Consider the following 25,818-nt stretch of genomic DNA (forward strand, 5'->3'; position numbering starts at 1 on the left):
AATTTGAGGCTAAGCCGCTCGCTGAAGGAAGAGATTGCGACCTCCCCTTCATGCGAAGCGTTTTGGGATATGGACGCTCGCTGGCCTCGCTGCTGAGGGGGACCGGAGCAGCGAGGCCCTCCCATCTATCGATAACGGGTATGCCAGCTGAGCTGGGTCACGCGCGGTGTGGCGCGAAGCTCGGCATCGCGCGAGAGCCATAGAGCCTCCGCCTCATGCGCCGCTTCAGCAATCTCGCGCCACCACACCTTTTCACGCGCATCCCAGCGATAACCGCGCGCCTTGAGAAGATGGCGTTTGTCGAACGGCGCGCCCGTCGCCTCGATCCGCAGCGACGACTGCGCGGCCCGCGCAAGCAATTCCGCGATCAGCGCGCGCGCGCCGTCCGGACGATAGGTCAGCAGATGCGCGAGACTGATCACATCGGCGTCCGCCCGGTGCCCGGTGCTGAAGTAACCCATCTGCATGAGGAGGTGACCGAGTTTTGCGCCATCGAACCCATGCGCCGCCCAATCGATTTCGCGCATCGAACAGGCCCAGGCATGCCCCTTGATCCCGGGCAACAGGCGTTCAACAATGGGAGCATCATAGGCCGCGTTGTGCGCGACAATCAGGTCAGAGCCACCGAGCAGTGCTTCCCAGCGCGGCACGTTCAGGCCCCTCCCTGCCACGTCGTCTTTCGATATTCCGGTCAGCCGCAGCACCTCGGCCGGGATCGGAATACCGGGATCGCGGAGGCCGCGAAGCGCTGTATCGATGGCGCGGATTTCTCCGGCTTCGTCGACCAGCACGACCGCGGCGGCGATTTCGATGACCTTGGCGGTCTGGACATCGACCGAGGTTGTTTCGGTATCGACGATCGCTATGCGCCGCGTCCGTCCAATTGGCGGTCCGTCGTTCACAAGTTCGGCAATCGGCCGCACGCGCCGAAGGATGCGGACATCCGCGCACGACGCGCAGAGCCGCAGCGCCGCCTCGAACGAGGCGACGTCGTTATGGATGGTCATGGATTTTCTCCTGTTTGCTAACCGCCGAGCGGAGGCGAAGCTTTTTCCTCCCCTCTTCACCCGGCTGCAGGAGACGCGGTCGCGGCAGCTTTTCCATCCCGAGCACACCCATGAAGCGTTCGCACTTTCTTCAGCGTCAATGCCTAAACCGGTAGCACGGCAGGTGGCACAAGTAAGGGAAGCCAGCTGGCCTTCGAACCAAGCAAGATGGAGTTTCAGGCGTGTTTATGTTCAGCGAACAATGGAAGGACTTCGAACGTCCTGCAAAGCGCGGTGCGAAGGGCTGGAACAAGGACTTTGCCGATGGCGTCTCAATCTTCCAGCGCGTCGATGATGGGGCGCGCTTCAGTCTCACTTCCAACATCATCCGGGCATGGCAGTTCGAGCTTCCACTGAACCGGGCGATGGCCAGCGGCGCACTACGGCAGGCTTGGGAAAGCGAACCATACTTGGGTGGGATGAGACGCGGGTCCTTCGTGAGCAAGTTCATGCACGGCGAGGGCGACGACATGGACGAGTTTGCCGAAGACTGGGGACCGAGCCTGATGACCCCCGAAGAGGAGGAGAAGTTCGAGGCAATGGAATTCCCCCTCACCGCATACCGGGGAGGGACCGGCAGCATCGACGAGGTTGCGCAGGGTATCAGCTGGACGTTGGACCTCGAGATTGCCAAATTTTATGCATTAGACTGGCCTAAACGATGGGGCATCGAGCGGGAGCCGATGATTGTCTCCATGCAAGTGGAGTGCGAGGACGTCGCTGCCTTTCTTGTTGGACGCAATGAGTCGGAACTGCTCGTGCCATACGCCTCGCTACTTCGCGACGCGATGACCGAGGTAACGGATCGTGTGGACGTCAGATTGGCTGGAGCCGATCCTTCAGGCGGCGCAGATTTTCCAGGGGGAGATTGTCGGCATTTGCCTGCGGCCTTATAGCCATCCTCCGCCTGCTGAAAAAAGCGCGTCGCCATACGCGCATTTTTGCCGCGCGCTGCAATTACGCCTTTGGCCTGAGCGTGGCCAGAGGTGAACGGCTCGACAGCGAAGGACCGCACGAGATGTGGTTGCGGCAGCTTTTCCATCCCGGTCACATTCGTAGGCCGTCAGATAGGGAAACGGACTTTTTAGGTTCGATTGCCGATAAGCGCGCAGGCATTGGGAGTTGGACGACAAATAATGGCCAGTGGGCACCGAGCGCTCGGCCGGCGACGGACTGCTCGATGCAGATTCCTTTTCCCATCTCCAGGAGTCTTCGCTCCAGAGCGCTGAAGCGATCGATCTGCATGCAAAGCGCCGACCGTCAGGTCTGGCGCAACCCGAGGGGCGTGCCGCCCCGATCCGAGCCTCCGCATGGAGGTGATAGTTAGGACCCTTCGCTCGCGCAGAGTGCAACCTCTGCCCGACGGGCTAAAGCAAACACTACGTGCGCAGCGCGTAACGTTTGCGGTATTGCGCCTGACGGTGAAGATGTGGCTCCGCCACAAATTTACGGTATTGCGCCTAAAGATCAATGTTGGAGGCTTGCCACAACATTGAGGTATTGCGCCTAAAAAATTGTGTTCGAAAGGCATCAGATTGGTAGAATGCGGGTTTCCTGCTTCGACGATAAAAAAAATACGCTCAAAAAATTGGGTAAATATGGGGCACATGTTGATGAAGGTGATTTATGGGGGGAACGCCAATCGAGTTTCCCCCTTAAATCTTGATCCTGTTACTCCCAAAATTCGCTTTCATACATCGGACGAAATCATATCATTGGTATTAATGCATAATATCCATATGCAACCTGTCCCCCGAAAATTCTGCAACATGGCTGCAATGTCGCGATTCGCGCTTCCCCGGCCAACACGTGATTAAAAATTCCCCGAAAATTCCCCAAGAGGGAATTTATTGCGCGTCAGACTAGATTCTCGGGTGATTTGGCGGCGGCAACACAAACTGTCTAGAATCGGCGAATAACTATGAAGCCGATTTATCGGGGATTTCGCTGAATTGCCAAACGGCGATGAAAGTGAGTTACGGGGGAAAGCAAATGCACGCTCGCTTACTCAGAAACAGGTTGAACCCGATTTACCGGGGAAAGCCTCGATTAACGTTGAACGGCCTTAGAATCGTCCTAACACTCCAACAGCGCCTTCGTTTTGGCGCCTCAAACCTGCGCCAATATCCCATCCAGGTTCGTCGCGGTCACAAACGGAATTTCCAGTGCCTCGAAATGCGCCTTGCCGCAGGCAATCTGGGCTTTCTCGGCTTCGCGCAGTGTGTTCAGGTCACCCTTGCTTTCGCTGACCAGATAGACGTCCTCACGCCCGTCATGGCGCCGGACGATGGCCCAGTCCGGATTATAGGTGCCGAGCGGCGTCGTGATCTTGAAGCCTGACGGAAGCTTGGCGAACAGCTTGATTGCGCCGCTGATGTCGAGCGCCTTCGCCAGCGCGGCTTCGATATTCGAGTCCGTAACGATATGGTCGAGCGGTGCGTGCGCAACGGGCACCAGCCGGTCCAGCGGCACGTCGTCCTCTGCGGCAAACAGATCCTGTGCCCACCATTCGTCCAGTGGCTTGTAAACGATCCCGTTTGTCATCATCAGACGTTTCCCCGCCTGTACGATCGCCGTGACGGCATCAACAAAGGCGGACGGGTTCACAGTAGCGTCTTCGAGCCGTCCCGACTGGACGAGAATATCGGCCAGCACCTTGCGGGGCAGTTCGGTGCGGTTCTGGAGTTCGCCCAACAGATCCGGCACGTCGAGCCGCGCTGCCACAAGGCGCTGGGGGTTTGATGTGCTGCGCTTCAGCACCTATTTGATTCGGTCTATCAGAATAGCTAACCTCGATCTCGGAGAACAACGGTGGCGAAAAGCGCCCTACTGGTCGATTTCGACAATATCTTCAGTGCTCTTTGGTCGTTAGACCAGCGCATCGCGCTAAAGTTCGCTTCGGAGCCAGGGGATTGGCTTCAAATTCTCGCTAACAGCTATTTGAGCGAGGACACACGGCGATGGTTGTTCGCGCGCTGCTATCTGAATCCCGCGGGCTTTGTCAGTGCGCCGGGGGACGCGGGCGAACGTCTATATTTTTCCAGATTCCGGCCCGGATTTGTTCGCGCTGGCTTTGAGGTCGTCGATTGCCCTGCCGTGACGCGAGGCGGAAAAAATGCTGCCGACATCCGGATCGTAATCGACGCACTGGATTTGCTCTCCCACCGCACGCGCTTTGACGAATTCGTAATCGCATCCGGCGATTCGGACTTCACGCCGCTGCTTCAGCGCTTGCGGGCCGAAGACCGACGCATAGCCGTTCTTTCACCGGGCTATCTCGCGGCGGCCTATTCTGCCGTGGCAGATCGGATCATAGGGTTCGAAGCGCTTGAAACCATTTTGAACGCTGACATAGAGAACGACGCCCCCTCGTCGCAGACTGCCGCAGAGCCGGCCGGAATGGGTCAGGAAAATGTTGTCAGTGATGAGGCGAGCGACTTTGCCGCCTTCATCAGGACGCGATATGACCAAGCGACGGAGCCGCTAAACCTCGCTGCACTGGCATTCGAGACTGCGCGGATTTGCCCAGCCGCAAAGCAATCTGCATGGTTCGGCAAGGGTTTCAAAGGCGCCGTTTCGGATTTGCACCTCCCCAATGTGCGGACATCCCAGCATCATATTTGGGACGACGAACGGCATCAGCCTCCGTCCGCCGCGCCCACTTCGGAAAGCTCCATTCCTAATTCCGTTGCCGAATTGAGCAGGCAGCTCGAGCTGCCTCGGCTCGAAACCGGTGGTTGGCAGGCGCTCTTTGCGACGTTGGAACTCTATTCCGACAGCCATGAATTTCGTCTTTCCGAGGCCACCCGTTGGACTCGCGACAAACTTGCTGAGCAGGGTGTGCAAATCGCGCGCGCATCGATCGGTCAAGTGGTTCGCGGCGCGCAAATCGGCGGAGCCCCGCTAAACGAAAGCGCAATTCCGAGCGCGAAGGCGATAGGGGAAGCGTATCTTGCATCATTAATGGGGCGCGCTGAGACTTTAGGCGTATCGATTGATAAACCCACCGAAGAGACCCTCGCGGCCCTGTTCGGCATATCCGACGGTCACAGCCAAGAAGGATAGACCCCCGCGCTCCCAAGCGGCTGCGAGCAGTCCAATATCGTTGCAAACGCCCTGATCAAATCTGCCCTTGCAATCTCGCTCGCGTAGATTCATCCTAGATCTACAGGGGTCACGTCACTCGGATAACCGGACGGCAGAATTCTTGTGATCAGCCTGTTCGCGACAGCCTCTGATCTTCCGGCCAGTGAGGGGCTCGGCGCCCTTTAGAACTAAGGAAATAGGCCGCGGCGCTGCTTCGCATGCGACACAGTTTCGATCCCGATTGTCAGCGCCGCCATTCGATTCGAAATGCCAGCGACCGCCGCACGCGCCATCATTTTTTCGAAACTCCGTTCCAAAATCTGGTTGAGGCGACTGCGTATTTCTCGTTCGTCCCAAAAAAGCCGCTGAATATCCTGCACCCATTCGAAATAGCTGACGATCACGCCACCAGAGTTACACAAAATGTCCGGAAGCACAAAAATGTCGCCCCGATCGGTCAGAATTTGATCGGCCTCCGGGGTGGTCGGACCATTAGCCCCTTCGGCCAAGATTCGGCAGCGGAGTTTGCCTGCGTTTTCGCCATTTATGACTTGTTCGATTGCTGCGGGAACAAGAATGTCGCATGGCATCAATAGAAGCGATTGAGGATCGATTGCTGCTTCGAAAGCGAAACCCATCAAGCTTCCATTTATATAAACGTGGCGCAAAAGTGCCTCTACATCGAAGCCGCGGCGATCATAAATCGCCCCGCTATGATCGCTTACGCCGACGACTTTAATGCCGCGATTTCGTAGCTCCAGTGCGGAAATTGATCCGACGTTGCCGAAGCCTTGAATGATTGCGGTGGCACCGATTGGCGCCAAGCCGATCCGATCCATTGCTTTGTCCACCAGGAATGCAACACCACGCCCCGTCGCCTCTCTACGACCCGCGGTGCCGCCAGATTCCAAAGGCTTTCCGGTAACGATCTCGGTGACAGTGCTGCCATGATGCATAGAGTATGTGTCCATGAACCAAGCCATGACCTGTTCGTCGGTGCCCATATCCGGCGCCATTACATCAATGCTGGGTCCGACGAAGGGGATCATTTCCTGCATATAGCGCCGCGAAAGTGCCTCCAGTTCGGCATAGGAAAGCAATTTGGGATCGACGGTGATGCCGCCCTTTGCTCCGCCGTAAGGGAGGCCGGCCAATGCGCATTTCCAGCTCATCCAGATTGCGAGTGCAGCCACTTCACTCACATCGACCGCAGGTGAGAAGCGGGTGCCCCCTTTGGTGGGGCCAAGGGTCAAGTGGTGCTGCACACGATAACCGGGAAACACCGCGATCGATCCGTTATCCAAGTGAATCGGACATGAAACGGCTATGGCCCGCTTGGGCAGAAAAACTCTGTCGCGGACGTCCAGGTCAAGCCCGATTATATCGGCGGCACCCTCAAATTGGCGGCGCGCCATTTCGAATATCGGACCGCTAAACATAGTTTGCATTGAGGTATTGCCTTCGAATTCTAGAGAGTCGTCGAACTGACGGCTGCGCGCCGTTGGCGACCAGGAGAAGGGAGGAACGCCGCGGCGTCCGGTCACTCAGCAGGCCGAGAGGCCCATGGATCCGCGACCGAAGGTGATGATGGCGAGTGCCTCTAAAAAGGGGGTGACGAGGCACTCGCCATCGAGTCAGGTCGCGACCGAGACCCGACTACTTGCGTTGCAATGCTACTTTGGAACCGGTCTGCTCTGTTGGCGCAGATAAGCGATGACATCATTGCGGCGAGACGGGTCTGTCAGTCGAAAGCCCATCTTCGTTCCCGGTATCATCTTCTGTGGATCTTGGAGAAAGCGATCGATCGTTCGGGCATCCCATATGATACGCGACGCGCGTAGGGCCGCCGAGTAATTATACCCCGTCATCGTTCCGGCGCGACGGCCGACAACACCGCGATGGGCGGGGCCGACTCGGTTCGCGTTTATCGAATGACAGCTGCCGCAGCTCGCTTGGTAGATTTGCGCGCCCCGCGCAGCGTCGCCCGTCGCGCCGCTTTGCGCGGCGACTGACGAACTGAAGCCGGCGACCAACATAATTGCGGTTGCGGTGACACGCATGCCCAATCCCTTTCCGAAATCATCAAAGCGCTAGAGATCGGCGCTTCAGCCGAACAGAAAGGCAGTAGCCGGGATCGGCTGTTCCAACGCAGTGGTCAGCAGTGACCAGTGTGATGCTTCGTCGGCGGCGATTTTCGCGCACACTTGGGCGAGTTCCTTGCCCCCAAGCGACGGCATCACACCGATGTAGGCGTTGGCCGCGCCCAACTCGTGCGACTGCGCAAGACGCAGAATGTCGTTCTGATTCTTGAGCGACGCCACATTAAGGCTTTCGACATAAGCGGCACGGGTCTTCGGTTCGACGGCCTTGCCACCCAGGTCGTGCACGGCACGTGCAAGCGCGTCACGATGCCCTTTGTGGTGCCCTTGGAAAATCAACGCGAGGTCAAGCACGGGCTTCTGCAAAAGACCGCTTTCAGCCCCAATCAGATATGCCTCGATCGCTTCATGTTCGAGACCCAGAGCCACGTTCAGGATATCAATGTCGCCTTGGCTCGCTGTGACACCGGGGCCCTTGCCCATGGATCGAGCCAGTGCCGGAGCATCGCCGAGGATGCCGACGGCGACCGCCGACAATACACCCGTTCCAGTAAGGCGCATAAGGTTGCGGCGTGATTGTTGCATCTGTGTCATTCGAGACCCTTTCCTAAATGGACCCACAGCAAGACGATTGCCGCCTTGGGCCTGCATTCGATGCGGCACCGCGTTTCAGGTTCCCGAACTTCTTTTTCTTCCTCGAAGGGAACCTCGCTGCGTCGGCTTCATCGAATGTGTCCGCTGCTAGGAAAGGACGAAAATGGATCTCGTGACGGCGAATGAGCTGACCGAAAATAAGCCTCATACGGAAAATCTGGGCTATCTCGCTGCCTCTGATCGACCGAGCCGGGCAGCAATTGAAGCTGCTGTCCGAACGCTGATCGCAGCGGCGGGAGACAATCCGTATCGCGAAGGTCTGATCGAAACTCCGGCACGCGTCGCCCGGGCTTATGAGGAATGGTTTTCAGGCTACCAGATCGATCCCGCACAACATCTGCTTAGGGTTTTCGATGAATCGAACGACTATGAGGATACGGTGTTGCTTAAAGCGATCCCGTTCACGTCGACATGCGAACATCACATGGCTCCTATCATTGGCCATGCCCATGTGGCTTACCGACCAAGCGGCAAGGTGGTGGGAATTTCGAAACTATCCCGACTTGTCGACGGGTTTGCCCGCCGATTACAATTGCAGGAACGTCTGACCCAGCAAATCGCTCAGACCTTGAACGACATCCTCGAGCCGCGCGGCGTGGCCGTGGTTCTCGAAGCAAGCCATGGTTGCATGACCAGCCGCGGAGTAAACCAGCGCGGCGTCGCTATGGTGACCAAGGCATGGCTCGGCGACTTTGCCGACGATGCCGAGCTACGACGTGAGCTGCTGATGTCCATCGCAAGCGGCTGTTGAAACATGAAAATCTGCATGCGCAGGGGCAGCGTTTCGCCTTACTTGGCCGCGTGCATCAGACGCGTGAGGACTGCTTCGGTCAGCCTTTCACATCGCTTCCCAAGAAACGGAAAGCTGCCACGGACCGCGTCCGCCAATGTGGCGTCCAGCGATTTTCGCAGTAGTCGGCGCGCCCGAAAGAGCCGGGTTTTTACTGTTTCAGGCTGCACGCCCAGAATTTCTGCGGTTTCCTCCACCGTAAATTCCTGGATGTCCCGAAGAATGAATGTCGGCCGAAAAACATCAGGCAAGGAATCGATGGCCTGCTCGAGCAACACGCGCGTTTCGGCTCGAGCGACATGGGTGTCGGGACTTTCGACGGGCTGCCCCCCAGGGAATCCAATTACCGTCGCACCCTGTTGCTTAAGCGCGTCCGCCGCCTGGGTCGCGGTTCGACGCCGGCGAAGCCGCCCCCTGCCCTCGTTGATCACGATCCGTGTCAGCCAGGTGCCGAGACTCGAGTCACCGCGAAACCCGGACATAGCGGCAAAAGCGCGGGTATAGCTCTCCTGGAGGACATCTTCTGCTTCGGCATCGTCGGAAACTATTGCCCGCGCCACACGGTAAAGACTCTGATTGTAGCGCTGCATCAGCTGTCGAAAGGCGGATTCTTCACCCGCGTTGATCCTGTCGATCAATCGCGTTTCGGCGACCCATTCTGATGTGTGTTTTGGTGTGGGTCGACGACTGCGCATGGCTGTTCCTGGCTATATTTCCACATTAGATGTCATTGCGCCAATCAGGTTCCCGCGTAAATTTCCCTCAAAGGCTGGCTTCTTCGTCGCCCCCTAGGCGTCAGCGGTTGTCGCGAGGGGAGCGCGGCGATGCGCGGGAGGTGTCCGCGATCGAGGACGGAGTTCCCAAACATTTGAAATGCCGTCAGGCCTCCTAGCAGCTGACGAAACACCCATCGTTGCCATCGTTGCCATCGTTGCCATCGTTGCCACGGGAGTTACTATCTTGAGTGCAACGTCAAAAGGGACCGGATCTATACGTCTAATTTTCGCCGTTCGGTCGGCGTCTGAAGACAGGAAGGCGCCGCGCCCCGCGGCGTCGTTAAATCAAGCCTTGCAATAGCGCTCGGATCGATTCATCGTCGGCCTACAGGGGCCACGGCCAGGTGCCACGGGGTGTGGCCTCCGTATTTCCTACGCAGAAATTCGTTTTGATTTTCAGATAGTTGGAATAACTGCACCGGCTGGCTGGGGCGGCAGGATTCGAACCTGCGCATGGCGGTACCAAAAACCGCTGCCTTACCGCTTGGCTACGCCCCATCGGCCGGTGCGAGGGCGCTCTATAGCGTCTCGCGACCGATTGGCAAGGCGCCGGATCAGAGGCGCGTGACCCAGCCGTGCGGGTCAGCGGCGCGGCCGCGCTGGATGTCGACAAGCCTGTCCTTCAGCATCGCCGTCACCTGTCCGGGGCCGCCGGCGCCGACGGTGAAACTGGTGGCGCCGCGCGTCACCTTGCCGACAGGAGTCACCACCGCCGCGGTGCCGCACGCAAAGCTTTCGGTCAGCCTGCCGCTGGTCGCATCGGCCTGCCACTGGTCGATCGCATAGGGTTCCTCGCGCACCGTCAGGCCCGCATCGCGCGCCAGTGTGATGATGGCGTCGCGGGTAATGCCGGGCAGGATCGTGCCGGTGAGCGGCGGGGTGACAATGCTGCCGTCGTCGAAGACGAAGAACATGTTCATGCCGCCCAGTTCCTCGATCCAGCGATGCTCCGCGGCGTCGAGGAAGACGACCTGATCGTGACCCTTTGCGATCGCTTCCTGCTGCGCAATTAGGCTCGCGGCATAATTGCCGCCGCATTTGGCGGCGCCGGTGCCGCCGGGCGCGGCGCGGGTATAGTCTTCCGACACCCACAGCGAGACGGCCGGCGCGCCCGACTTGAAATAATTGCCAACCGGCGAGGCGATGACGAGGAAATGATATTCGGCGGCAGGCTTGACGCCCAGAAACACCTCGCTCGCATACATGAAGGGGCGCAGATAGAGCGCGCCGCCTTGCACCTTCGGGAACCAGTCGGCATCGACGCGGACAATCTCGCGCACCGCGGCAAGGAACAGGTCCTCGGGCAGCTCGGCCATCGCCATGCGGCGGGCGCTGGCGTTGAAGCGTGCGGCATTCGCCTCGGCACGGAACAGTGCCATTGATCCGTCGTCGAGCCGATAGGCCTTCAGCCCTTCGAATATCTCCTGCGCATAGTGCAGCACCGCGGTCGCCGGATCGAGCGACAAGGGGCCGCGCGGCATCACCTGCGCATCGTGCCAGCCTTGGCCTTCTTTGTAGCGGATCGAGACCATATGATCGGTGAAGACGCGGCCGAAGACCGGGTCCGCAATCGCCGCCGCGCGTACATCGTCCGCCGTCGGGTTCGGATGCGGAAGACGGGTGAAAGCGGGTGCGGACATGGAAAAACCTAACCTCTTGGCAGTGACTCGGTGCGCGCCTCTTGCCAAAGCGCGGCGCCGCGCGCAACGGTAGTCGCCATGGCCGATGAAAATTTTCTTTCACAAGTTCCCGCTGCCTCTGCCCTTTTCTTGCGTGAAGAGGAGGTGCGCCGCGGCATCGAATTCCTGTTTTTCGGCCATGGCGCGCTGTGGCGCGCGGGCGATGCGCGGCTGGCCGAAAACGGCCTCGGACGCGCGCATTACCGCGCGCTTTACTTCATCGCGCGCCAGCCGGGGCTGACGATATCGGACCTGCTCGCGCTGCTGGGCATCACCAAACAGTCGCTCGGCCGGGTCATCAAGGATCTGGAGGCGCGCGAGATGCTCGTCACGCGCCCGGGCAACCGCGACCGGCGGCAGAAGGAACTACGGCTCACTCCCGCCGGACGCGCCATCGAGGCTGCGGTCTTCGGGCAGCTACGCGACGCGATGAGCCGCGCCTACACCCATGCGGGTCAGGCGGCGGTCACCGGCTTCTGGCAGGTCAACGAAGCGTTGATGTCGCCGCGCGAGCGGCAGCGCGTCGCCAGGCTGGGCAGCGAAAGCTGAGCGGGCGATAGCCGCCCGGCGCTGTCACGGCCCACGCCTTTGCGGGCGCGCCGATCAATCTTCGCCGCGGGCAAGATCGGCGAGTTCGCGGCCGCGATCGCGCGCCGCGCGCAGGACATTGGTCATCAGCGCAACGAGCTCGCCGCCTTCGTCGAGGATGTCGAGCCCGGCCTGCGTCGTGCCGCCCTTGCTCGCGACCTGCGCGACGAGCGCGCCCGGCTTTTCGCCGCTGCGCGCGAGCAGGGCGGTCGCTCCGCCAAAGGTCGCGGTCGCAAGCTTGAGCGCATCGTCGCCCGAAAGGCCAAGCCGCTCGCCCGCCGCTGCATAGGCTTCGATCAGGCGAAAGACGAAGGCCGGACCGCTGCCGGTGAACGCGGTAACGAGGTCCATCATGCCGTCGTCGGGGAGCGCAACGATCTCGCCGAGCGGCTTGAGCAGCGCTTCGATCGCGGCACTGTCGGCATCACCCGTACTGGTCACGGCCGAAACCCCAGCGCCGATGCGCGCGGCGAGATTGGGAAGGATGCGGACCTGCGCCCGCGCTTCGGGAAAACGGACCGCGAGATCGGCGAGCGAGACGCCGGCGAGGATCGAGAGCAGATGCACCTCGCCACCCGCGACCGCCGCCAGATCGCCAGCGATCTCGTCCAATTGCTGCGGCTTCATGCCGAGCATGATCCAGTCGGCGGTCTGACCCGCCGCCCGCCAGTCGGCAAGCGAGGTGAAATGCGCGGTGCCTTCGCGCGGCGCCGCGACCGGATCGACGACGGCGACCCGCGCCGGATCGAGCCCCGCGACGAGCCAGCGATCGAGCATCGCGCCCGCCATATTGCCGCAACCGACCAGCAGCATCCGGCCGGCAAATTTTCTCAAAGTCTTCGTCATGATTCCTTGTTCTTCATTCTTCTTTATGGACGGCAACTGCTTTCCGGACCCGAAAGCAGGTCGAGACAGCGGCCATCGATCTTGGCCGCGTCGACCGGCAGGTCAATGAGCGCGGCAAGCGTCGGCATGATATCCACCGTCATCACGGCATTCGGCTGTTCGAAGGCGGTGAGCCCCTTGCGCCAGAAAAGGATCGGCACGCGGCGGTCATAGTCCCATACCGAACCGTGCGTCGCGACATAGCCGAGGCCCGATTCGGGGATCGGCGTGACGCGCGGTTTGAGCACGACAATGAAATCGCCCGAACGCTGCGCATTATAGGAAGCGCGCAGCTTGTCCATCAGCGTCCACACGTCGGGCGACCGCTTCGAGATCGGATGGTTCGCCAGTTCCTCACCGGTCACCACCGCCTCGACTTGGCGGTGGGCGCGGTAGCGCGCCACCAGCTCGGCCAGCGCCGCCTTGCGCTGCGCGGGGGTCAACGCCTTCGACAGATACATGTCGCCGAACGGGCCATCGCCATAGAGCAACGGCTGCGGCAGGCCGAGCTTTTCGGCCACCGCCTTGCCCATCGCCTCGGGATCGAGCGCGGCATCGACGCGTTCGGCGGCGGGCCAGGCATTCTGGCGGTTGCGTTCGGGGAGATCGTGACCGCCATGGTCGGCGGTCAGCACGACGGCATAGTCGATGCCGGTCGCATCGAGCCGTGCGAAGAAGTCGCCGAGCTGCTGGTCGAGCGCGTGCATCTGGATGCACATCTCGGCGCCCTCGGTGCCCGTGCTGTGGCCGATATAGTCGGTCGCCGACAGGCCGAGGATCAACAGATCGGTCGTGGTGCCCTCACCCAGCTTGCGCGCAGCGCGCAGCGCGGCGCCGGCGGCGAGCACCGCGCCGTCCGCTTCGGGCGAGGCCATGAAGTGGCGGAAATCGCCGCCATCGCGCTGAAAGCGGCCGGTGCCGACCGTGCCGCCCTTGTCGATCGGGATTGCGATATCGTGCGACGCGCAATCGGCGGGCAGGTCCATCGCGGGGCGCGCCTGGCCAATCGCCGCGGCGATCGCGCTGCTTGCCTGCTGCGCGACCGGCGACAGCGTGGTGCCGCGATAGCTGGTGAGGCCGCCCGGAAACAGCCACATCAGCTCGTCCGCCTTGCGCCCGCCCATCATGATCGCGGCGCGATCCTTGCCTGCGACCGAGACGATCTGCGCTTTCGGATCGCGCGCCTTCATCAGATCGCCGAGTGTCGGGACCATCAGATGATTCACCGATGCCGCATATTTGCCGCCGCCCGAACTTGTATCCGGCACGGTTTCGTCCTCGGCGCAATAGACGCGCTTGTCGGACCGGGCGACCGAGAGGTCGAAATAATTATTCGCGATGATCCCGGTGTGCGCCGGATGATTTCCGGTCAGGATCGTCGCATGGCCGGGGCAGGTTTCGGTCGCGCCGTGCGACTGATACCCCGCCGGAAATACCACGCCCGACGCAAGCCGCGCGAGACCGCCGGTGTAATGGCTGCGATATTCGGCAAACAGATCGGCCGAAAACTGGTCGACGGAGATTGCGACGATCAGCTTGGGCGGCGGGGTTGCCGCCGTAACCTTTGCGACCGGTGGCGCCGAATCCTGCGCAAGGCCAGCTCCGGCAGTTGCGAAACAGAGGGTGGCAGCGAGAACGGTGGTCAGGCTTTTGAGCTTCACGGGGAACATCTCCATGGCTGGGGTCGTCAGCGCGGGCTGTCCTCTCGACGAAAGCCGCCTATATGGCAAGCCTCGAACGACAGGCAGACACGGGACAGGCATGGATCGCGCGAAAGACGGCTTTGTGACAGACCGAAGTGCATCGGCGACGGCGCGCGCGCTGCTGGCGCTGCTCGCCCTGGTTCTGCTCGCCTTTGCTCCTGCGCAGGCGCAGACCACGCATATCGCGCCGCGGCTGGTCGCCGAATCGGTGGTACCGTCGCCCGGCGGAGCGACGACGATTGCCCTCGCGATGACCCCCGAAAAGGGTTGGCACGGCTATTGGTCGAACGGCGGCGACGCCGGTTTCGGCATGCAAGTCGAATGGAACGCGCCGCCGGGCGTCACCGTAGGCGCCTTTCGCTATCCGGTTCCCGAGGCGCTGACGCTCTTTGAGCTGATGAACCATGTCTATGAACATCCCTATGCGCTGCTCGCCGATGTCCGCGTCGACAAGAGCGTCGCGCCGGGGACCGACCTGACGCTGACCGGCATCGCCAACTGGCTCGCCTGCACCGACAAGATCTGCGTTCCCGAAAAGGCCGTGATCTCGGTCGCGATGAAGGCTGGCGACGGAGCCATCGCAGCGGGCGCGCAGCGGCAATTCGACGCATGGCGAGCCAAGCTGCCGCAGCCGCTCGACCGCGCGGGCCGGTGGGAACGCCGCGGCGCGATGGTGCGGTTCGCCGTACCGCTGCCCGAGGGAACATCGTTGACGACACCGCATCTGTTCGCAGCGACCCAAGGCGTCGTCGATTATCCGGCAATGCAGCGCTTCAGCCGCAACGGCGACTGGATCGTGATCGAAACGGCGGGCAAGGGCAACGCGCAGGGGGAAATCGACGCGCTGCTCAAGCTCGGCCAGGACCGTGGTCTTTCCGTACGCTTCGTCCCCCGCGCGGTTCCGTCGGCCGGCAAGGCGATCGCCGGGGGCGGCTCCGGCGGCGGGGCCGGTATCGACTTGGCGCTGTTCTGGACCGCGCTCGGCGGCGCGATCGTCGGCGGATTGATCCTCAATTTGATGCCCTGCGTCTTCCCGATCCTGAGCCTGAAAGCACTCAGCCTTGCGCGGTCGGGCGGCGATGCACGCGCCGCGAAGGTCGAGGCTGTGGCCTATACGGCGGGTGCGGTGCTCACCGCGCTGCTGCTCGGCGCGCTGCTGCTCGGCCTGCGCGCGGCGGGCGAGCAGGTCGGCTGGGCCTTTCAACTGCAGCATCCGGCGAGCGTGTTCGTGCTGCTGCTGCTCGCGCTCGCCATCACGCTCAATCTGCTGGGCGTCTTCGAACTGCCGTCGTTCGGCGGCGGCCAACGGCTCGCAAACCAGAGCGGCGCGGCGGGCGGTTTCTGGACCGGCGCGCTCGCGGCCTTTGTCGCCACGCCGTGTAGCGGCCCTTTGCTCGGCGCCGCGCTCGGCGCCACGCTGGTCCTTCCGGCCTGGGCTGCCCTGCCGATTTTCGGCGGGCTGGGTCTTGGTATCGCCCTCCCCTTTCTGGCCGTCGGCTTCGTGCCTGCGCTCCGCAATCGCATGCCCAAGCCGGGACCGTGGATGGCGACCTTCCGCAAATGGATGGCGCTGCCGATGGCCCTGACCGCGCTCGCCCTCGCCGTCCTCCTGTGGCGACAGGTTGACGGGCGCGAGGCGGGGCATGGCGCGGGAATCGAATTCTCGGCCGATCGATATTCGGCGGCGGCGCTTGCCAAGGCGCGTGCGACGGGAAAGCCCGTGTTCGTCTTTTTCACCGCCGACTGGTGCCTGTCGTGCAAGGCGAACGAGGCAGGCGCGATCAACCGCGAGGCGGTGCAGGATGCCTTCGACAAGGCGGGCGTCGTCACGCTCGTCGGCGACTGGACCAACGGCGACCCCGCCATCACGCGCGCCTTGGCCGAGCATGGCCGCAACAGCGTGCCACTTTACCTCTGGTACGCGCCGGGAAAGTCCGAACCCGAAATCCTGCCGCAGATCCTGACGCCGGGACTTCTCACCGACCGGGCAGGCGGCTGATGGCGAAACAGCGTGCCGACCAGCTGCTTGTCGATCGCGGACTCGCCGAAAGCCGGACGCGCGCGCAGGCGCTGATCCTGGCCGGGCTCGCCTTCGTCGGCGACCGCAAGATCGACAAGGCGGGGCAGCAGATCGCCAAGGATGCCGCGATCAGCGTCAAGGGCCGCGACCATCCATGGGTGTCGCGCGGCGGGATCAAACTTGACCATGCGCTGACGCATCTGGGCTGGGATATTGTGGGCGCGGTGGCGATCGACGTGGGATCGTCGACCGGGGGCTTTACCGACGTGATGCTGAACCGCGGCGCGGCACGCGTCTATGCGGTCGATTCGGGGACCAACCAGCTCGCCTGGAAGTTGCGGCAGGACGACCGCGTAATCGTCCACGAACAGACGAGCGCGCGCGTCCTGACCGCCGATCATATTCCCGAGCCGGTCGATCTCATCGTCTGTGACGCGAGCTTCATCGCGCTGTCGAAGGTGCTGCCGGTGCCGATGGCCTTTGCCAAAGCGGGCGCGCGCCTCGTCGCGCTGATCAAACCACAGTTCGAAGCCGAACGGCACGAGGTCGGCAAAAAGGGCGTGGTACGCGACGCCGTGGTGCACGCCCGCGTCTGCACCGAGGTGCGCGACTGGCTGGAACGTTCGGGCTGGCGCGTCGTTGAGACGGTCGAAAGTCCGATCACCGGACCCGAAGGAAATGTCGAATTTCTGATTGCGGCTACGAAATCCGCAGCTTGACGCGGACGGTGCGCGCCGCGACAGCATGACCGACACAGATTCGCGCGCGAAGGACCAGATGCATGAGCGAGATTGCCACCCCCGGTCAGCTACGCATGTCCTATTGGCGCTGGGCAATGTTCACCGTCCCGGCGCTCGTCCTGATCGGCAGCCTGATGGGCCTGCTCTCGAACAGCGGCTATGACAATCGCTGGTTCATGGCGCTCGACCGGCCCGCGATCGTTCCGCCCGGCTGGGTCTTCGGGGTCGTGTGGACGACGCTCTATGTCCTGCTCGGCCTGGCGCTGGCGATGATCCTCCACGCGCGCGGCGCGCGCGGACGCGGCTTCGCGCTGACGCTGTTCTTCGTGCAGCTGATCGCCAATTTCGCCTGGTCGCCGCTCTTTTTCGGCATGCATCAGGTGACCGCCGCGCTCTATCTCGTCATTTTCATCCTGATGGTGACGATCGCGACAACCTTTGCCTTTGCGCCGATCCGCAAGGCGGCGGCGTGGCTGCTTGTCCCCTATATGATATGGCTCAGCTTCGCGACGATCCTGAATTTCCAGATCGATCAGCGCAACCCCGACGCCGAAACTCTTGTGCCGGCCGCCGCGACCTCCCAGATAGGATGACGACCCGATTTGGGTGAATACAGGGGACGACCCCGACAAAGGACAGGATAATGCAGAGCGAAAACCGGTTTTTCGACGATCTGGCCAAGATGGTCAACGGTATCGCAGGCACCGTCGCCGGTGCCGGACGCGAAGCCGAAACCGCGATGCGCGAACGCGCGAAGGAATTCGTCGGCCGCATGGACTTTGTGAGCCGGGAGGAATTCGAGGCGGTGAAGGAAATGGCGGCCAAGGCACGCGCCGAAGCCGACGCGCTGAAGGCGCGGCTCGACAAGCTCGAAGCCGCGGCAAAACCGGCCGCCGCCGCGAAGGCGCCGGCCAAGCCCCGCGCCACACCCAAGAAGTAACGGAGCGGGCTTTCCCCCGCGCGACTCGCCACCCGGCCCAAGTCGCGCTAAGGGCGCAGCCATGACCGACGATATTTACGACGACGAGGACGGCCAGGAAGCCGCGCCGATGGATATGCTGGCGTCCTATTTTGCGGCGCACGACTGGCCGCACGAAATGATCGGCGAGGACGAGATCGTCGCGACCGCACAGGGCAGCTGGACTACCTATGAATTGCGCGCGGTGTGGCGGCCCGAGGACGGGGTGCTGCAACTGCTCGCCTTCCCCGACATCCGCGTCGTCGAGGACAAGCGCAGCGTCGCGCATGAAGCGCTCGCGATGATCAACGAACAGCTCTGGCTCGGCCATTTCGAGCTATGGTCGAACAGCGGCACCGTCCTCTATCGTCACGCGATGCTGATCGGCAGCGATGCGGCTATGCCGCTCGACATCACCGAAACGCTGGTCGAAAGCGCCATCGACGAATGCGAGCGCTTTTACCCGGTGTTCCAGTTCGTGCTGTGGGGCGGCAAGACGCCTGCCGAGGCGCTGGCCGCGTCGCTGATCGAAACGCGCGGCGAGGCCTGACCCGTCGCGCCGGGCGCGCTTGCTTACCGCTTTTCGAAGGGCTTGAGGCCGGGGCCGATCTGATTGGCCCCGATCGCCAGCGGTTCGCCGCTCCAGTCGGCGACGAACACCGAGGATCGGCCGATGCCCTGCGGGATGCTCGCGCGATTGCCCTCGATCACCAGCCCGCGCGACGGATTGTCGCGGCTCTCGGCTGCGACCGCGATCAGCGCCGAGTAATTTTCCTTGTCGCGCCCCTGGACGAGCAGATTGCCCGTGATCCGTCCGGTCGAACCAGAGGGGAGATCGATGAGATAATTGGTCGCGGTCCCCTGCGTATCGTCGAAACTATTGTCGCTGATTTCGACCTCGCGCGCGCGGGCCTTCAGATAATGGCCGCCGCTACCCTTTTCGAAGCGCGTGTGCGTCACGACGACGCGTCCATATTCGCCGGTATAGACGCTGTGCGCGCAGCTGAGCCCGCGGTCGCAGCGGCCAAGGCGCGAAAAGGTCGAGCGGTCGATCGTCAGCGTCGCCGCCGGATCATTGGCGGTCAAAATCCCTTCCTCGCTGTTGCGGAACAGGCTGTTCGCCACGTCGAGATTGCCCTGTTCGAGCCGGATGCCCGCGCCATTGCCGTCGGGAACGCGCATATTCTGGAACACCAGACCGTCGACGCGCGCGGCGCGGCCGCGCAGCACCAGCGCCGCCTTGCCCTCGCAGCTCACGCCGTCGAAGATCGCGCGGCCTGACTCGGCCGCGACGAAGGCAACGCGGCCGGCGGTCTGGACCGCGCAATCGCGATGATAGCCCGTTGCGATGCGGATCGTGCCGTCGCCATCGCCGATCGCGTCGACCGCCTCTTGAAGCCGCCCGAAGGCGCGGCCGCTTTCGGCGACCACATAGGGCGCTGCCCCCGCCTGCGCGGGCAGCGGCGCGGGCGCGAACAGCATCGGCAGGGCGAGAAGCGGCAGCATGGGCCGGCGGAGAAGCATTTGGATCATCGCCACGCCATACCCCTTTTGCGGCCCCACGTCCTTCGCGAAGCTGGTTAACGGAGGCGCTGTCCCTTTGTCGGACAGCCCTCCCCCGCCGGGTTAACCCGCCCCCTTTACCGATGTCAGTCGAGGTTCGGACGCAGCCAGCGGCGGGCGGTTTCGATATTGACCCCGCGCCGCACGGCATAGTCGGCAAGCTGATCTTCCCCCACGCGCGCGACCCCGAAATAGCTTGCGTCGGGATGGCCGAAATAGAAGCCCGAAACCGCTGCGGTCGGCAGCATGGCAAAGCTCTCGGTCAGCGTTGCCCCCGAATTGGCCCCGGCATCGAGCAGGTCGAAGAGGATCGGCTTCAGACTGTGATCCGGGCACGCGGGATAACCGGGCGCGGGACGGATGCCGCGATATTCTTCCTTGATGATCGCCTCTGGCGTCAATTGTTCGGTGGGCGCATAGCCCCACAGATCGGTGCGGACATGCGCGTGGAGCCGTTCGGCAAAGGCTTCGGCGAAGCGGTCGGCGAGCGCCTTCAGCAATATGTCGCTATAGTCGTCGTGCGCCGCCTTGAAGCGCGCAAGGTGCGGCTCGATGCCGTGGATAGCGACCGAAAAGCCGCCGATCCAGTCTCCGTCGTGGCTGACGAAATCGGCGAGGCACATATTCGGGCGCCCTTCGCGCTTCGCGATCTGCTGGCGCAGGAAGGGGATACGGACATGCCGTTCTTCCTCGGCAAGGTGAATGATGACATCGTCGCCTTCGCGTCGGCACGGCCATAGCGCCGCGACGCCCCGCGCGTGAAGCCAGCCCTCGCCGATGATCTTTTCGAGCATCGCGCGCGCGTCGGCATAGAGGTTCGTCGCGCTTTCGCCGACGATTTCGTCGTCGAGGATCGCCGGGTAATTGCCCGCCAGCTCCCATGCGCGAAAAAAGTGCGTCCAGTCGAACCATTCGACGAGTTCAGCCAGATCCCAATTGTCGAACACATGGACGCCGGGCCTTTCGGGCGGGAACGGCCGGATATGCTCGTCGACGATGAAGCCGTTAGCGCGCGCATCGTCGATCGGCACCAGCGCGCTCTGCCCCTTGTTGGCGCGCACGTCGCGGATATGTTCGTAATCCGACTTGTAACCGCGAACGAACGCATCGCGCCCGGTGTCGCTGACGAGCGAGGTCGCGACACCGACCGCGCGGCTCGCATCGAGCACGTGCAGGACCGGCCCCTGATAGGCGGGGTCGATGCGCAGCGCGGTATGGACTTTCGACGTCGTCGCGCCGCCGATCAGCAGCGGCATCGTCATGCCGGCGCGCTGCATTTCCTCGGCCACCGTCACCATCTCGTCGAGCGAGGGGGTGATGAGGCCCGACAGGCCGATCATGTCGGCGTCATTCTCGTTCGCCGCCTCGAGGATTTTCGGCCAGGGCACCATGACGCCCAGATCGACGATCTCGAACCCGTTACATTGCAGCACGACGCCGACGATGTTCTTGCCGATATCATGGACGTCGCCCTTCACGGTCGCCATCACGACCTTGCCCTTGCCCTTCGCGCCGGGTTCCTTGGCGGCTTCGATGAAGGGCAGCAGATGCGCGACCGCCTTTTTCATGACGCGCGCCGATTTGACGACCTGCGGCAGGAACATCTTGCCCGAACCGAACAGGTCGCCAACGACATTCATGCCGTCCATCAACGGCCCCTCGATCACCTCGATCGGGCGGTCCATCTGCAGCCGCATCTCTTCGGTATCATCGACAACATGCGCGTCGATGCCCTTGACCAAAGCATGTTCGAGCCGCTTTTCGACCGGCCAGCCGCGCCATTCCTCGGCCGCCTTTTCCTGCGCGGCGTTGCTGCCCTTGTAGCGTTCGGCGAGCGCGATCAGCCGCTCGGTCGGGCTCAGTTCCTCACCCTCCACCTTGCGGTTGAGGATGACATCCTCGCACGCGGTGCGCAGTTCGGGGTCGATCGTGTCATAGACGTCGAGCTGCCCGGCGTTGACAATCGCCATGTCGAGCCCGGCTGGGATCGCGTGATAGAGGAAGACGCTGTGCATCGCGCGGCGCACCGTCTCGTTGCCGCGAAAGCCGAACGAGAGGTTGGACAGCCCGCCCGAGAAATGGACGTGCGGACAGCGAACGCGGATTTCCTTCACCGCCTCGATGAAATCGACCGCATAATTGTCATGCTCCTCGAGCCCCGTCGCGACCGCGAAGATATTGGGGTCGAAGATGATGTCCTCGGGCGGAAAACCGATGGTCATCAGCAGCTTGTAGGCGCGCTCGCAAATCTCGATCTTGCGCTCTTTTGTGTCGGCCTGTCCGACCTCGTCGAACGCCATCACGACTACCGCGGCGCCATAGGCCATGCATTTGCGTGCATGGTCCAGGAAAGCCTCCTCGCCCTCCTTCATGCTGATCGAATTGACGATCGGCTTGCCGGGGACGCATTTCAGCCCTGCTTCGATCACCTCCCACTTCGACGAATCGATCATCACCGGCACGCGCGCGATGTCGGGTTCGGCGGCGATCAGCTTCAGGAAGGTCGTCATGGCGCGCACAGCGTCGAGCAGGCCTTCGTCCATGTTCACGTCGATGACCTGCGCGCCATTTTCGACCTGCTGGCGCGCGACCTCGACCGCCGCGGTGAAATCGTCGGCGAGGATCAGCCGCTTGAAGGCGGCGGAGCCGGTGACGTTGGTGCGTTCGCCTATGTTGACGAACGAGGAGGAGGAGAGAGTTGCGGTCATCGAACAGTCCAAAGAGAATCAGGCAGCAAGCGGGCGGGCGAGAACGCGGTCGTCGTAGAGCTTTCCCCCGACGTTGAACTGGCGTGTCCCGACGTCGACGAAGCCCTGCTTGCGATAGAAAGCGAGGGCCCGATCGTTGCGGGCGTAAACGCCGAGCAACAGGCGGCGATGCCCTGCCGCAGCGTCAAGAGCGCAGCGCATCAGGGCGGCGCCAAGCCCGCTGCCATGAAAACGCGACAGCGAATAGATGCGCTTGAGTTCGATGTCGCCCGCCTCGGCAGCGGCGAGGTCGGGCCGGCCGATCAGCGCGAAGCCGATCGGCGCGCCGCCCGGCTGCGCCTCGGCAAGCCAGGCGCGCGCGCCCGACGCCAGATTGGCGCGATAGGCGGCCTCCTGATGCTGCGCCGCGCAATGCCCGACGATCGCCTCGCCATCGAGAATGCCCGCGAAGGTCTCGAGGAAGGTCGCGGCGCCGATCAACGCCAACGCGGCGGCATCAGCCTCTCCGGCCTCGCGGATCGCCCATGTCGGTCCGTCCTCCATCAGGATGCCGCCGCCATCGTGAAGGGCTCCAGCCCGGCAAGGCGCGTGCGCACCGGCACCTCGGGAATCCGGCGCGCGGGGAGGCCCTGTACGGCCTTTGCCATCGCTGCGATATGCGCCGGGGTCGACCCGCAGCAGCCGCCGAGGACGTTGACCTGACCATGGTCGGCCCATTCGCGGACCAGCGCCGCGGTCGTGTCGGGCAGTTCGTCATATTCGCCAAGCTCGTTGGGCAGGCCGGCGTTCGGATAGACCATCACCAGCGTGTCGGCGAGGTCGGAGAGCACGCGGACATGCGGGCGAAGCTGCGCCGCGCCGAATGAGCAGTTGAGCCCCACTGTCAGCGGCTTCGCATGACGCACCGCATACCAGAAAGCCTCGACCGTGTGGCCCGACAGGTTGCGGCCCGACAGGTCGGTGAGCGTCATCGAGATCATCAGCGGCAGCTCGCGCCCGACCCGCGCCTCCGCCTCGATCGTCGCGGCGATGCCGGCCTTGGCATTCAGCGTGTCGAAGATCGTCTCGATCAGGATGAAATCGGCTCCGCCCTCGGCGAGCGCGATTACCTGTTCGCGATAGACGTCCTTCAATTCGTCGAAATCGATCTCGCGATAACCGGGATTGTTGACGTCGGGCGACAGCGACAGCGTCTTGTTCGTCGGCCCGACCGCTCCCGCGACGAAGCGGCGCCGGCCGTCCTCAGCCGCGAACTTGTCGGCCGCTTCGCGCCCTAGGCGCGCGCTTTCGTGGTTGATGTCAGCAACCAGCGCTTCGGCGCCATAATCGGCCTGGCTGATCCGGTTCGCGCTGAACGTGTTGGTCGAGACGATGTCCGATCCGGCGGCGAGATAGGCCTCGCCGATCGCGGTCACGACATCCTGCCGCGTCAGCGCAAGGATGTCGTTATTACCCTTCTGGTCGTGACCGAGGCCGAGCGATCCCGCATAATCGGCTTCGCCGAGCTTGCGAAGCTGGATCTGGGTGCCCCAGCCACCATCGGTGAGCAGGATGCGATCCTTCGCCGCCGCGATCAGGGCCTCGCGCGCTGAGATCATGCCGCCTTATCCTTTGCCGGCGCCACCGGCCGCAATCCCAGCATATGACAGATCGCATAGCTGAGTTCGGCGCGGTTGAGCGTGTAGAAGTGAAAATCGCGTACCCCGCCCGCGTAGAGGCGGCGGCACATTTCGGCCGCGACCGTCGCGGCAACGAGCTGACGCGCGGCGGGCAGATCGTCGAGCCCCTCGAACAGCGCGATCATCCATGCGGGGATTCCGGTGCCGCACATATCGGCCATGCGCCGCGTCTGCGAGACGTTCGACACCGGCAGGATGCCCGGCACGATCGGCGCGTCGATGCCCGCCGCAGCCGCGGCGTCGCGGAAGCGCAGGAAGGCTTCGGGCGAGAAGAAGAATTGCGTGATCGCGCGCGTCGCCCCGGCGTCGAGCTTGCGCTTCAGATTGTCGAGATCGGCCTGCGGGCAATCGGCGTCGGGATGCACCTCGGGATAGGCGGCGACCGAAATGTCGAACGGCGCGATCCGCTTCAACCCGGCGACGAGCTCGACCGCATTGGCAAAACCCTCGGGATGCGCCCGATACGCACCGCCGCCGGGGACATCGCCGCGCAGCGCGACGATATGCCGCACGCCCGCGTCCCAATAGGCGCGCGCAACCTCTTCGATTTCACCGCGCGACGCCTCGACGCAGGTCAGGTGCGCGGCGGGCGGCACCGCGCTTTCGGACGCGATCCGTGCCACCGTCGCATGGGTGCGCTCGCGCGTCGATCCGCCCGCACCATAAGTTACCGAAACGAAGCGCGGCGCCAGCGGCTCGAGCGTGCGGAACGTGTCCCACAGCTGCGCCTCCATCTTCTCGGTCTTGGGCGGAAAGAATTCGAAACTGACGCCGATGTCGCCTTCCAGATTGGCGAACAGCGGCGACGCCGCAGCGCGGCGCGCTTCGGCCAGCGCGTCGAGGGAAGTGGTCATGCGGCGAGCCTTTTGCCTTCGCCGTCGCCCGCGGCGACGGGGGGTTGATCCTGGTCACGGCGGCGCGCGCCAAGCCACAGCTTGACCGCGAGCGCACCGCCTTCGAGTGTTTGCGTCCGTTCGAGCGTCAGCCCCGACGCGGCGAACCAGCCGCCGATCTGCGTATCCGAAAAGCCGAGGCGCGCGTGCGCCGCCAGCGCGCGCAGCTCCTCATCCTCGTGCGGCGCAAAATCGGCGACGAGCAAATGCCCGCCATCGCGCAGCACGCGGGCGGCTTCGGCGATGACCCGCTCGGGTTCGTGCGCAAAGTGCAGCGCCTGGTGGATAACCACCGAATCGACGCTGGCGTCGGCGATGGGCAGCGCGAGGAAATCGCCCTGCACCAGATCGACCGGCACTGCCTGATCCGACAGTTTGGCGCGCGCGATGCGCAGCATTTCGGGGCTGCGGTCGAGGGCGGTGATCCGCTGCGCCGTTGGCGCGAAGATTTCGGCCATGCGCCCGGTGCCGGTGCCGACGTCGAGCAGATGGCCCAGCGCGCGCCCGTGCATCATCGCGACCATCGCGTCCTCGACCTCGCTTTCGGCGACGTGGCGCGACCGGATCGCATCCCATTCGGCCGCATGGTCGGCGAAATAGCGTTCGGCCACCGCCGCGCGCTCGGCACGAACCGCGGCAAGCCGGCGCGCATCCTGCGCGATCACCAGCGCCTCGCGCGCCGAGAAGGGCCAAGACCCCGCAGCAGCGGCCATGTCGGCGCCCGGCCCCTGCTCGGCGATGCGCAGGAAGACCCAGCTCCCCTCGCGGCGGCGCTCGACGATCCCGGCTTCGGCCAGAATGCGAACGTGGCGCGAAACGCGCGGCTGGCTCTGTTCAAGCACCGCCGCCAGCTCACCGATCGCCAGTTCCATCTCGCGCAGCAAGGCAACGACGCGCAACCGCGTCGGGTCGGCCAGGGCCCGGAAAATGTCGATCAGCTCGCTCATCGCG

The 25,818-nt window shown here is 63.1% G+C and carries 24 protein-coding genes and 1 tRNA gene; 9 read left to right on the forward strand and 16 right to left on the reverse strand.

From position 1 onward, the window contains the following. Positions 1 to 125: 125 nt before the first annotated feature. A complete protein-coding gene (locus tag AOA14_RS04595; protein ID WP_062900954.1) occupies positions 126 to 1,007 on the reverse strand; it encodes a 3'-5' exonuclease in 882 nt (293 codons plus the stop codon). Positions 1,008 to 1,228: 221 nt separating this feature from the next. Here AOA14_RS04595 and AOA14_RS19655 point away from each other — a divergent pair, with 221 nt between their 5' ends. Continuing rightward, positions 1,229 to 1,942, forward strand: coding sequence for a hypothetical protein (locus tag AOA14_RS19655; RefSeq protein WP_202988390.1), 714 nt, complete (start codon positions 1,229 to 1,231; stop codon positions 1,940 to 1,942). A 1,213-nt stretch (positions 1,943 to 3,155) separates the two neighbouring features. Here AOA14_RS19655 and AOA14_RS04605 read toward each other — a convergent pair. Continuing rightward, the gene (locus AOA14_RS04605) at positions 3,156 to 3,806 is read right to left on the reverse strand and encodes a restriction endonuclease (protein WP_062900955.1); all 651 of its coding nucleotides are present in this window, start codon (positions 3,804 to 3,806) and stop codon (positions 3,156 to 3,158) included. Between the two features lie 51 nt (positions 3,807 to 3,857). Here AOA14_RS04605 and AOA14_RS04610 point away from each other — a divergent pair, with 51 nt between their 5' ends. Beyond that, the gene (locus AOA14_RS04610; RefSeq protein ID WP_062900956.1) at positions 3,858 to 5,111 is read left to right on the forward strand and encodes an NYN domain-containing protein; all 1,254 of its coding nucleotides are present in this window, start codon (positions 3,858 to 3,860) and stop codon (positions 5,109 to 5,111) included. 209 nt (positions 5,112 to 5,320) lie between these two features. Here AOA14_RS04610 and AOA14_RS04615 read toward each other — a convergent pair whose 3' ends face one another. The 3 genes from AOA14_RS04615 to AOA14_RS04620 all read right to left on the reverse strand — a co-directional run bounded on the left by AOA14_RS04615 (position 5,321) and on the right by AOA14_RS04620 (position 7,825). Beyond that, a complete protein-coding gene (locus AOA14_RS04615; protein WP_202988391.1) occupies positions 5,321 to 6,676 on the reverse strand; it encodes a Glu/Leu/Phe/Val family dehydrogenase in 1,356 nt (451 codons plus the stop codon). A gap of 129 nt (positions 6,677 to 6,805) precedes the next feature. Then, positions 6,806 to 7,192, reverse strand: a complete 387-nt coding sequence (locus tag AOA14_RS19165) for a c-type cytochrome (protein ID WP_082819821.1) — start codon at positions 7,190 to 7,192, stop codon at positions 6,806 to 6,808. Positions 7,193 to 7,237: 45 nt separating this feature from the next. Beyond that, a complete protein-coding gene (locus AOA14_RS04620; protein ID WP_062900958.1) occupies positions 7,238 to 7,825 on the reverse strand; it encodes a ferritin-like domain-containing protein in 588 nt (195 codons plus the stop codon). A 163-nt stretch (positions 7,826 to 7,988) separates the two neighbouring features. On the opposite strand from AOA14_RS04620, the gene folE reads away from it, so the two are divergent. After that, on the forward strand, positions 7,989 to 8,636 hold the full coding sequence (gene folE / locus AOA14_RS04625) for a GTP cyclohydrolase I FolE (RefSeq protein WP_202988392.1): 648 nt from the start codon (positions 7,989 to 7,991) through the stop codon (positions 8,634 to 8,636). Positions 8,637 to 8,674: 38 nt separating this feature from the next. Here folE and AOA14_RS04630 read toward each other — a convergent pair whose 3' ends face one another. The 3 genes from AOA14_RS04630 to AOA14_RS04640 all read right to left on the reverse strand — a co-directional run bounded on the left by AOA14_RS04630 (position 8,675) and on the right by AOA14_RS04640 (position 11,091). Then, entirely contained in the window at positions 8,675 to 9,313 is a 639-nt protein-coding gene (locus tag AOA14_RS04630) for an RNA polymerase sigma factor (protein ID WP_202988393.1), read from the reverse strand. A gap of 561 nt (positions 9,314 to 9,874) precedes the next feature. Next, positions 9,875 to 9,949: transfer RNA gene (locus AOA14_RS04635), tRNA-Gln, on the reverse strand. 56 nt (positions 9,950 to 10,005) lie between these two features. Beyond that, complete coding sequence (locus tag AOA14_RS04640; RefSeq protein ID WP_062900960.1) at positions 10,006 to 11,091, reverse strand: branched-chain amino acid aminotransferase; 1,086 nt, start codon at positions 11,089 to 11,091, stop codon at positions 10,006 to 10,008. A 78-nt stretch (positions 11,092 to 11,169) separates the two neighbouring features. Between AOA14_RS04640 and AOA14_RS04645 the strand changes: the two genes are divergently transcribed. After that, positions 11,170 to 11,679 carry a MarR family winged helix-turn-helix transcriptional regulator gene (locus AOA14_RS04645; RefSeq protein WP_062900961.1) on the forward strand — a complete coding sequence of 170 codons (510 nt, stop codon included), beginning with the start codon at positions 11,170 to 11,172 and terminating at the stop codon, positions 11,677 to 11,679. A gap of 54 nt (positions 11,680 to 11,733) precedes the next feature. Here AOA14_RS04645 and proC read toward each other — a convergent pair whose 3' ends face one another. Together proC and AOA14_RS04655 are read right to left on the reverse strand one after the other, a co-directional pair. Further along, the gene (proC, locus tag AOA14_RS04650) at positions 11,734 to 12,564 is read right to left on the reverse strand and encodes a pyrroline-5-carboxylate reductase (protein WP_062900962.1); all 831 of its coding nucleotides are present in this window, start codon (positions 12,562 to 12,564) and stop codon (positions 11,734 to 11,736) included. 23 nt (positions 12,565 to 12,587) lie between these two features. Beyond that, positions 12,588 to 14,279, reverse strand: coding sequence for an alkaline phosphatase family protein (locus AOA14_RS04655; protein ID WP_062900963.1), 1,692 nt, complete (start codon positions 14,277 to 14,279; stop codon positions 12,588 to 12,590). A gap of 85 nt (positions 14,280 to 14,364) precedes the next feature. Here AOA14_RS04655 and AOA14_RS04660 point away from each other — a divergent pair, with 85 nt between their 5' ends. From AOA14_RS04660 to AOA14_RS04680, 5 genes are all read left to right on the forward strand, one after another. Continuing rightward, positions 14,365 to 16,305 (forward strand): thioredoxin family protein, encoded by a 1,941-nt coding sequence (locus AOA14_RS04660; protein WP_082819822.1) that lies wholly within the window; start codon positions 14,365 to 14,367, stop codon positions 16,303 to 16,305. Then, entirely contained in the window at positions 16,305 to 17,045 is a 741-nt protein-coding gene (locus AOA14_RS04665) for a TlyA family RNA methyltransferase (protein ID WP_062900964.1), read from the forward strand. Before AOA14_RS04660 ends, AOA14_RS04665 begins: the two co-directional genes overlap by 1 nt. A 62-nt stretch (positions 17,046 to 17,107) precedes the next feature. After that, positions 17,108 to 17,659, forward strand: coding sequence for a TspO/MBR family protein (locus tag AOA14_RS04670; RefSeq protein WP_062900965.1), 552 nt, complete (start codon positions 17,108 to 17,110; stop codon positions 17,657 to 17,659). A 50-nt stretch (positions 17,660 to 17,709) separates the two neighbouring features. Beyond that, entirely contained in the window at positions 17,710 to 18,006 is a 297-nt protein-coding gene (locus tag AOA14_RS04675) for an accessory factor UbiK family protein (protein ID WP_062900966.1), read from the forward strand. Positions 18,007 to 18,067: 61 nt separating this feature from the next. Further along, positions 18,068 to 18,574, forward strand: a complete 507-nt coding sequence (locus tag AOA14_RS04680; protein WP_003042637.1) for a type III secretion system chaperone family protein — start codon at positions 18,068 to 18,070, stop codon at positions 18,572 to 18,574. A gap of 23 nt (positions 18,575 to 18,597) precedes the next feature. On the opposite strand, the gene AOA14_RS04685 is transcribed toward AOA14_RS04680, so the two are convergent. The 6 genes from AOA14_RS04685 to AOA14_RS04710 form a co-directional block, all read right to left on the reverse strand. After that, positions 18,598 to 19,557 (reverse strand): right-handed parallel beta-helix repeat-containing protein, encoded by a 960-nt coding sequence (locus AOA14_RS04685; RefSeq protein WP_202988468.1) that lies wholly within the window; start codon positions 19,555 to 19,557, stop codon positions 18,598 to 18,600. Between the two features lie 116 nt (positions 19,558 to 19,673). Next, positions 19,674 to 22,295, reverse strand: coding sequence for a methionine synthase (metH, locus tag AOA14_RS04690; RefSeq protein WP_062900967.1), 2,622 nt, complete (start codon positions 22,293 to 22,295; stop codon positions 19,674 to 19,676). A gap of 18 nt (positions 22,296 to 22,313) precedes the next feature. After that, positions 22,314 to 22,838, reverse strand: a complete 525-nt coding sequence (locus AOA14_RS04695) for a GNAT family N-acetyltransferase (protein WP_062900968.1) — start codon at positions 22,836 to 22,838, stop codon at positions 22,314 to 22,316. Continuing rightward, positions 22,838 to 23,893 (reverse strand): homocysteine S-methyltransferase family protein, encoded by a 1,056-nt coding sequence (locus tag AOA14_RS04700; RefSeq protein WP_062900969.1) that lies wholly within the window; start codon positions 23,891 to 23,893, stop codon positions 22,838 to 22,840. Before AOA14_RS04700 ends, AOA14_RS04695 begins: the two co-directional genes overlap by 1 nt. After that, a complete protein-coding gene (gene metF, locus AOA14_RS04705) occupies positions 23,890 to 24,828 on the reverse strand; it encodes a methylenetetrahydrofolate reductase (RefSeq protein ID WP_062900970.1) in 939 nt (312 codons plus the stop codon). Before metF ends, AOA14_RS04700 begins: the two co-directional genes overlap by 4 nt. Next, positions 24,825 to 25,814: an ArsR/SmtB family transcription factor gene (locus tag AOA14_RS04710; protein ID WP_062900971.1), complete on the reverse strand. Its 990-nt coding sequence runs from the start codon at positions 25,812 to 25,814 to the stop codon at positions 24,825 to 24,827. Before AOA14_RS04710 ends, metF begins: the two co-directional genes overlap by 4 nt. Positions 25,815 to 25,818 lie beyond the last annotated feature (4 nt).

This window comes from Sphingopyxis terrae subsp. terrae NBRC 15098 (genome assembly GCF_001610975.1).
GTDB lineage: Bacteria > Pseudomonadota > Alphaproteobacteria > Sphingomonadales > Sphingomonadaceae > Sphingopyxis > Sphingopyxis terrae_A.

Excerpts from the sequence above, each read along its gene's own strand:
- AOA14_RS04595 (WP_062900954.1), bottom strand. The coding sequence starts at position 1,007 with ATGACCATCCATAACGACGTCGCCTCGTTCGAGGCGGCGCTGCGGCTC.
- AOA14_RS19165 (WP_082819821.1), bottom strand. The coding sequence starts at position 7,192 with ATGCGTGTCACCGCAACCGCAATTATGTTGGTCGCCGGCTTCAGTTCG.
- AOA14_RS04620 (WP_062900958.1), bottom strand. The coding sequence starts at position 7,825 with ATGACACAGATGCAACAATCACGCCGCAACCTTATGCGCCTTACTGGA.
- folE (WP_202988392.1), top strand. The coding sequence starts at position 7,989 with ATGGATCTCGTGACGGCGAATGAGCTGACCGAAAATAAGCCTCATACG.
- AOA14_RS04640 (WP_062900960.1), bottom strand. The coding sequence starts at position 11,091 with ATGTCCGCACCCGCTTTCACCCGTCTTCCGCATCCGAACCCGACGGCG.
- AOA14_RS04645 (WP_062900961.1), top strand. The coding sequence starts at position 11,170 with ATGGCCGATGAAAATTTTCTTTCACAAGTTCCCGCTGCCTCTGCCCTT.
- proC (WP_062900962.1), bottom strand. The coding sequence starts at position 12,564 with ATGACGAAGACTTTGAGAAAATTTGCCGGCCGGATGCTGCTGGTCGGT.
- AOA14_RS04655 (WP_062900963.1), bottom strand. The coding sequence starts at position 14,279 with ATGGAGATGTTCCCCGTGAAGCTCAAAAGCCTGACCACCGTTCTCGCT.
- AOA14_RS04660 (WP_082819822.1), top strand. The coding sequence starts at position 14,365 with ATGGATCGCGCGAAAGACGGCTTTGTGACAGACCGAAGTGCATCGGCG.
- AOA14_RS04665 (WP_062900964.1), top strand. The coding sequence starts at position 16,305 with ATGGCGAAACAGCGTGCCGACCAGCTGCTTGTCGATCGCGGACTCGCC.
- AOA14_RS04670 (WP_062900965.1), top strand. The coding sequence starts at position 17,108 with ATGAGCGAGATTGCCACCCCCGGTCAGCTACGCATGTCCTATTGGCGC.
- AOA14_RS04675 (WP_062900966.1), top strand. The coding sequence starts at position 17,710 with ATGCAGAGCGAAAACCGGTTTTTCGACGATCTGGCCAAGATGGTCAAC.
- AOA14_RS04680 (WP_003042637.1), top strand. The coding sequence starts at position 18,068 with ATGACCGACGATATTTACGACGACGAGGACGGCCAGGAAGCCGCGCCG.
- AOA14_RS04685 (WP_202988468.1), bottom strand. The coding sequence starts at position 19,557 with ATGATCCAAATGCTTCTCCGCCGGCCCATGCTGCCGCTTCTCGCCCTG.
- metH (WP_062900967.1), bottom strand. The coding sequence starts at position 22,295 with ATGACCGCAACTCTCTCCTCCTCCTCGTTCGTCAACATAGGCGAACGC.
- AOA14_RS04695 (WP_062900968.1), bottom strand. The coding sequence starts at position 22,838 with ATGGAGGACGGACCGACATGGGCGATCCGCGAGGCCGGAGAGGCTGAT.
- AOA14_RS04700 (WP_062900969.1), bottom strand. The coding sequence starts at position 23,893 with ATGATCTCAGCGCGCGAGGCCCTGATCGCGGCGGCGAAGGATCGCATC.
- metF (WP_062900970.1), bottom strand. The coding sequence starts at position 24,828 with ATGACCACTTCCCTCGACGCGCTGGCCGAAGCGCGCCGCGCTGCGGCG.
- AOA14_RS04710 (WP_062900971.1), bottom strand. The coding sequence starts at position 25,814 with ATGAGCGAGCTGATCGACATTTTCCGGGCCCTGGCCGACCCGACGCGG.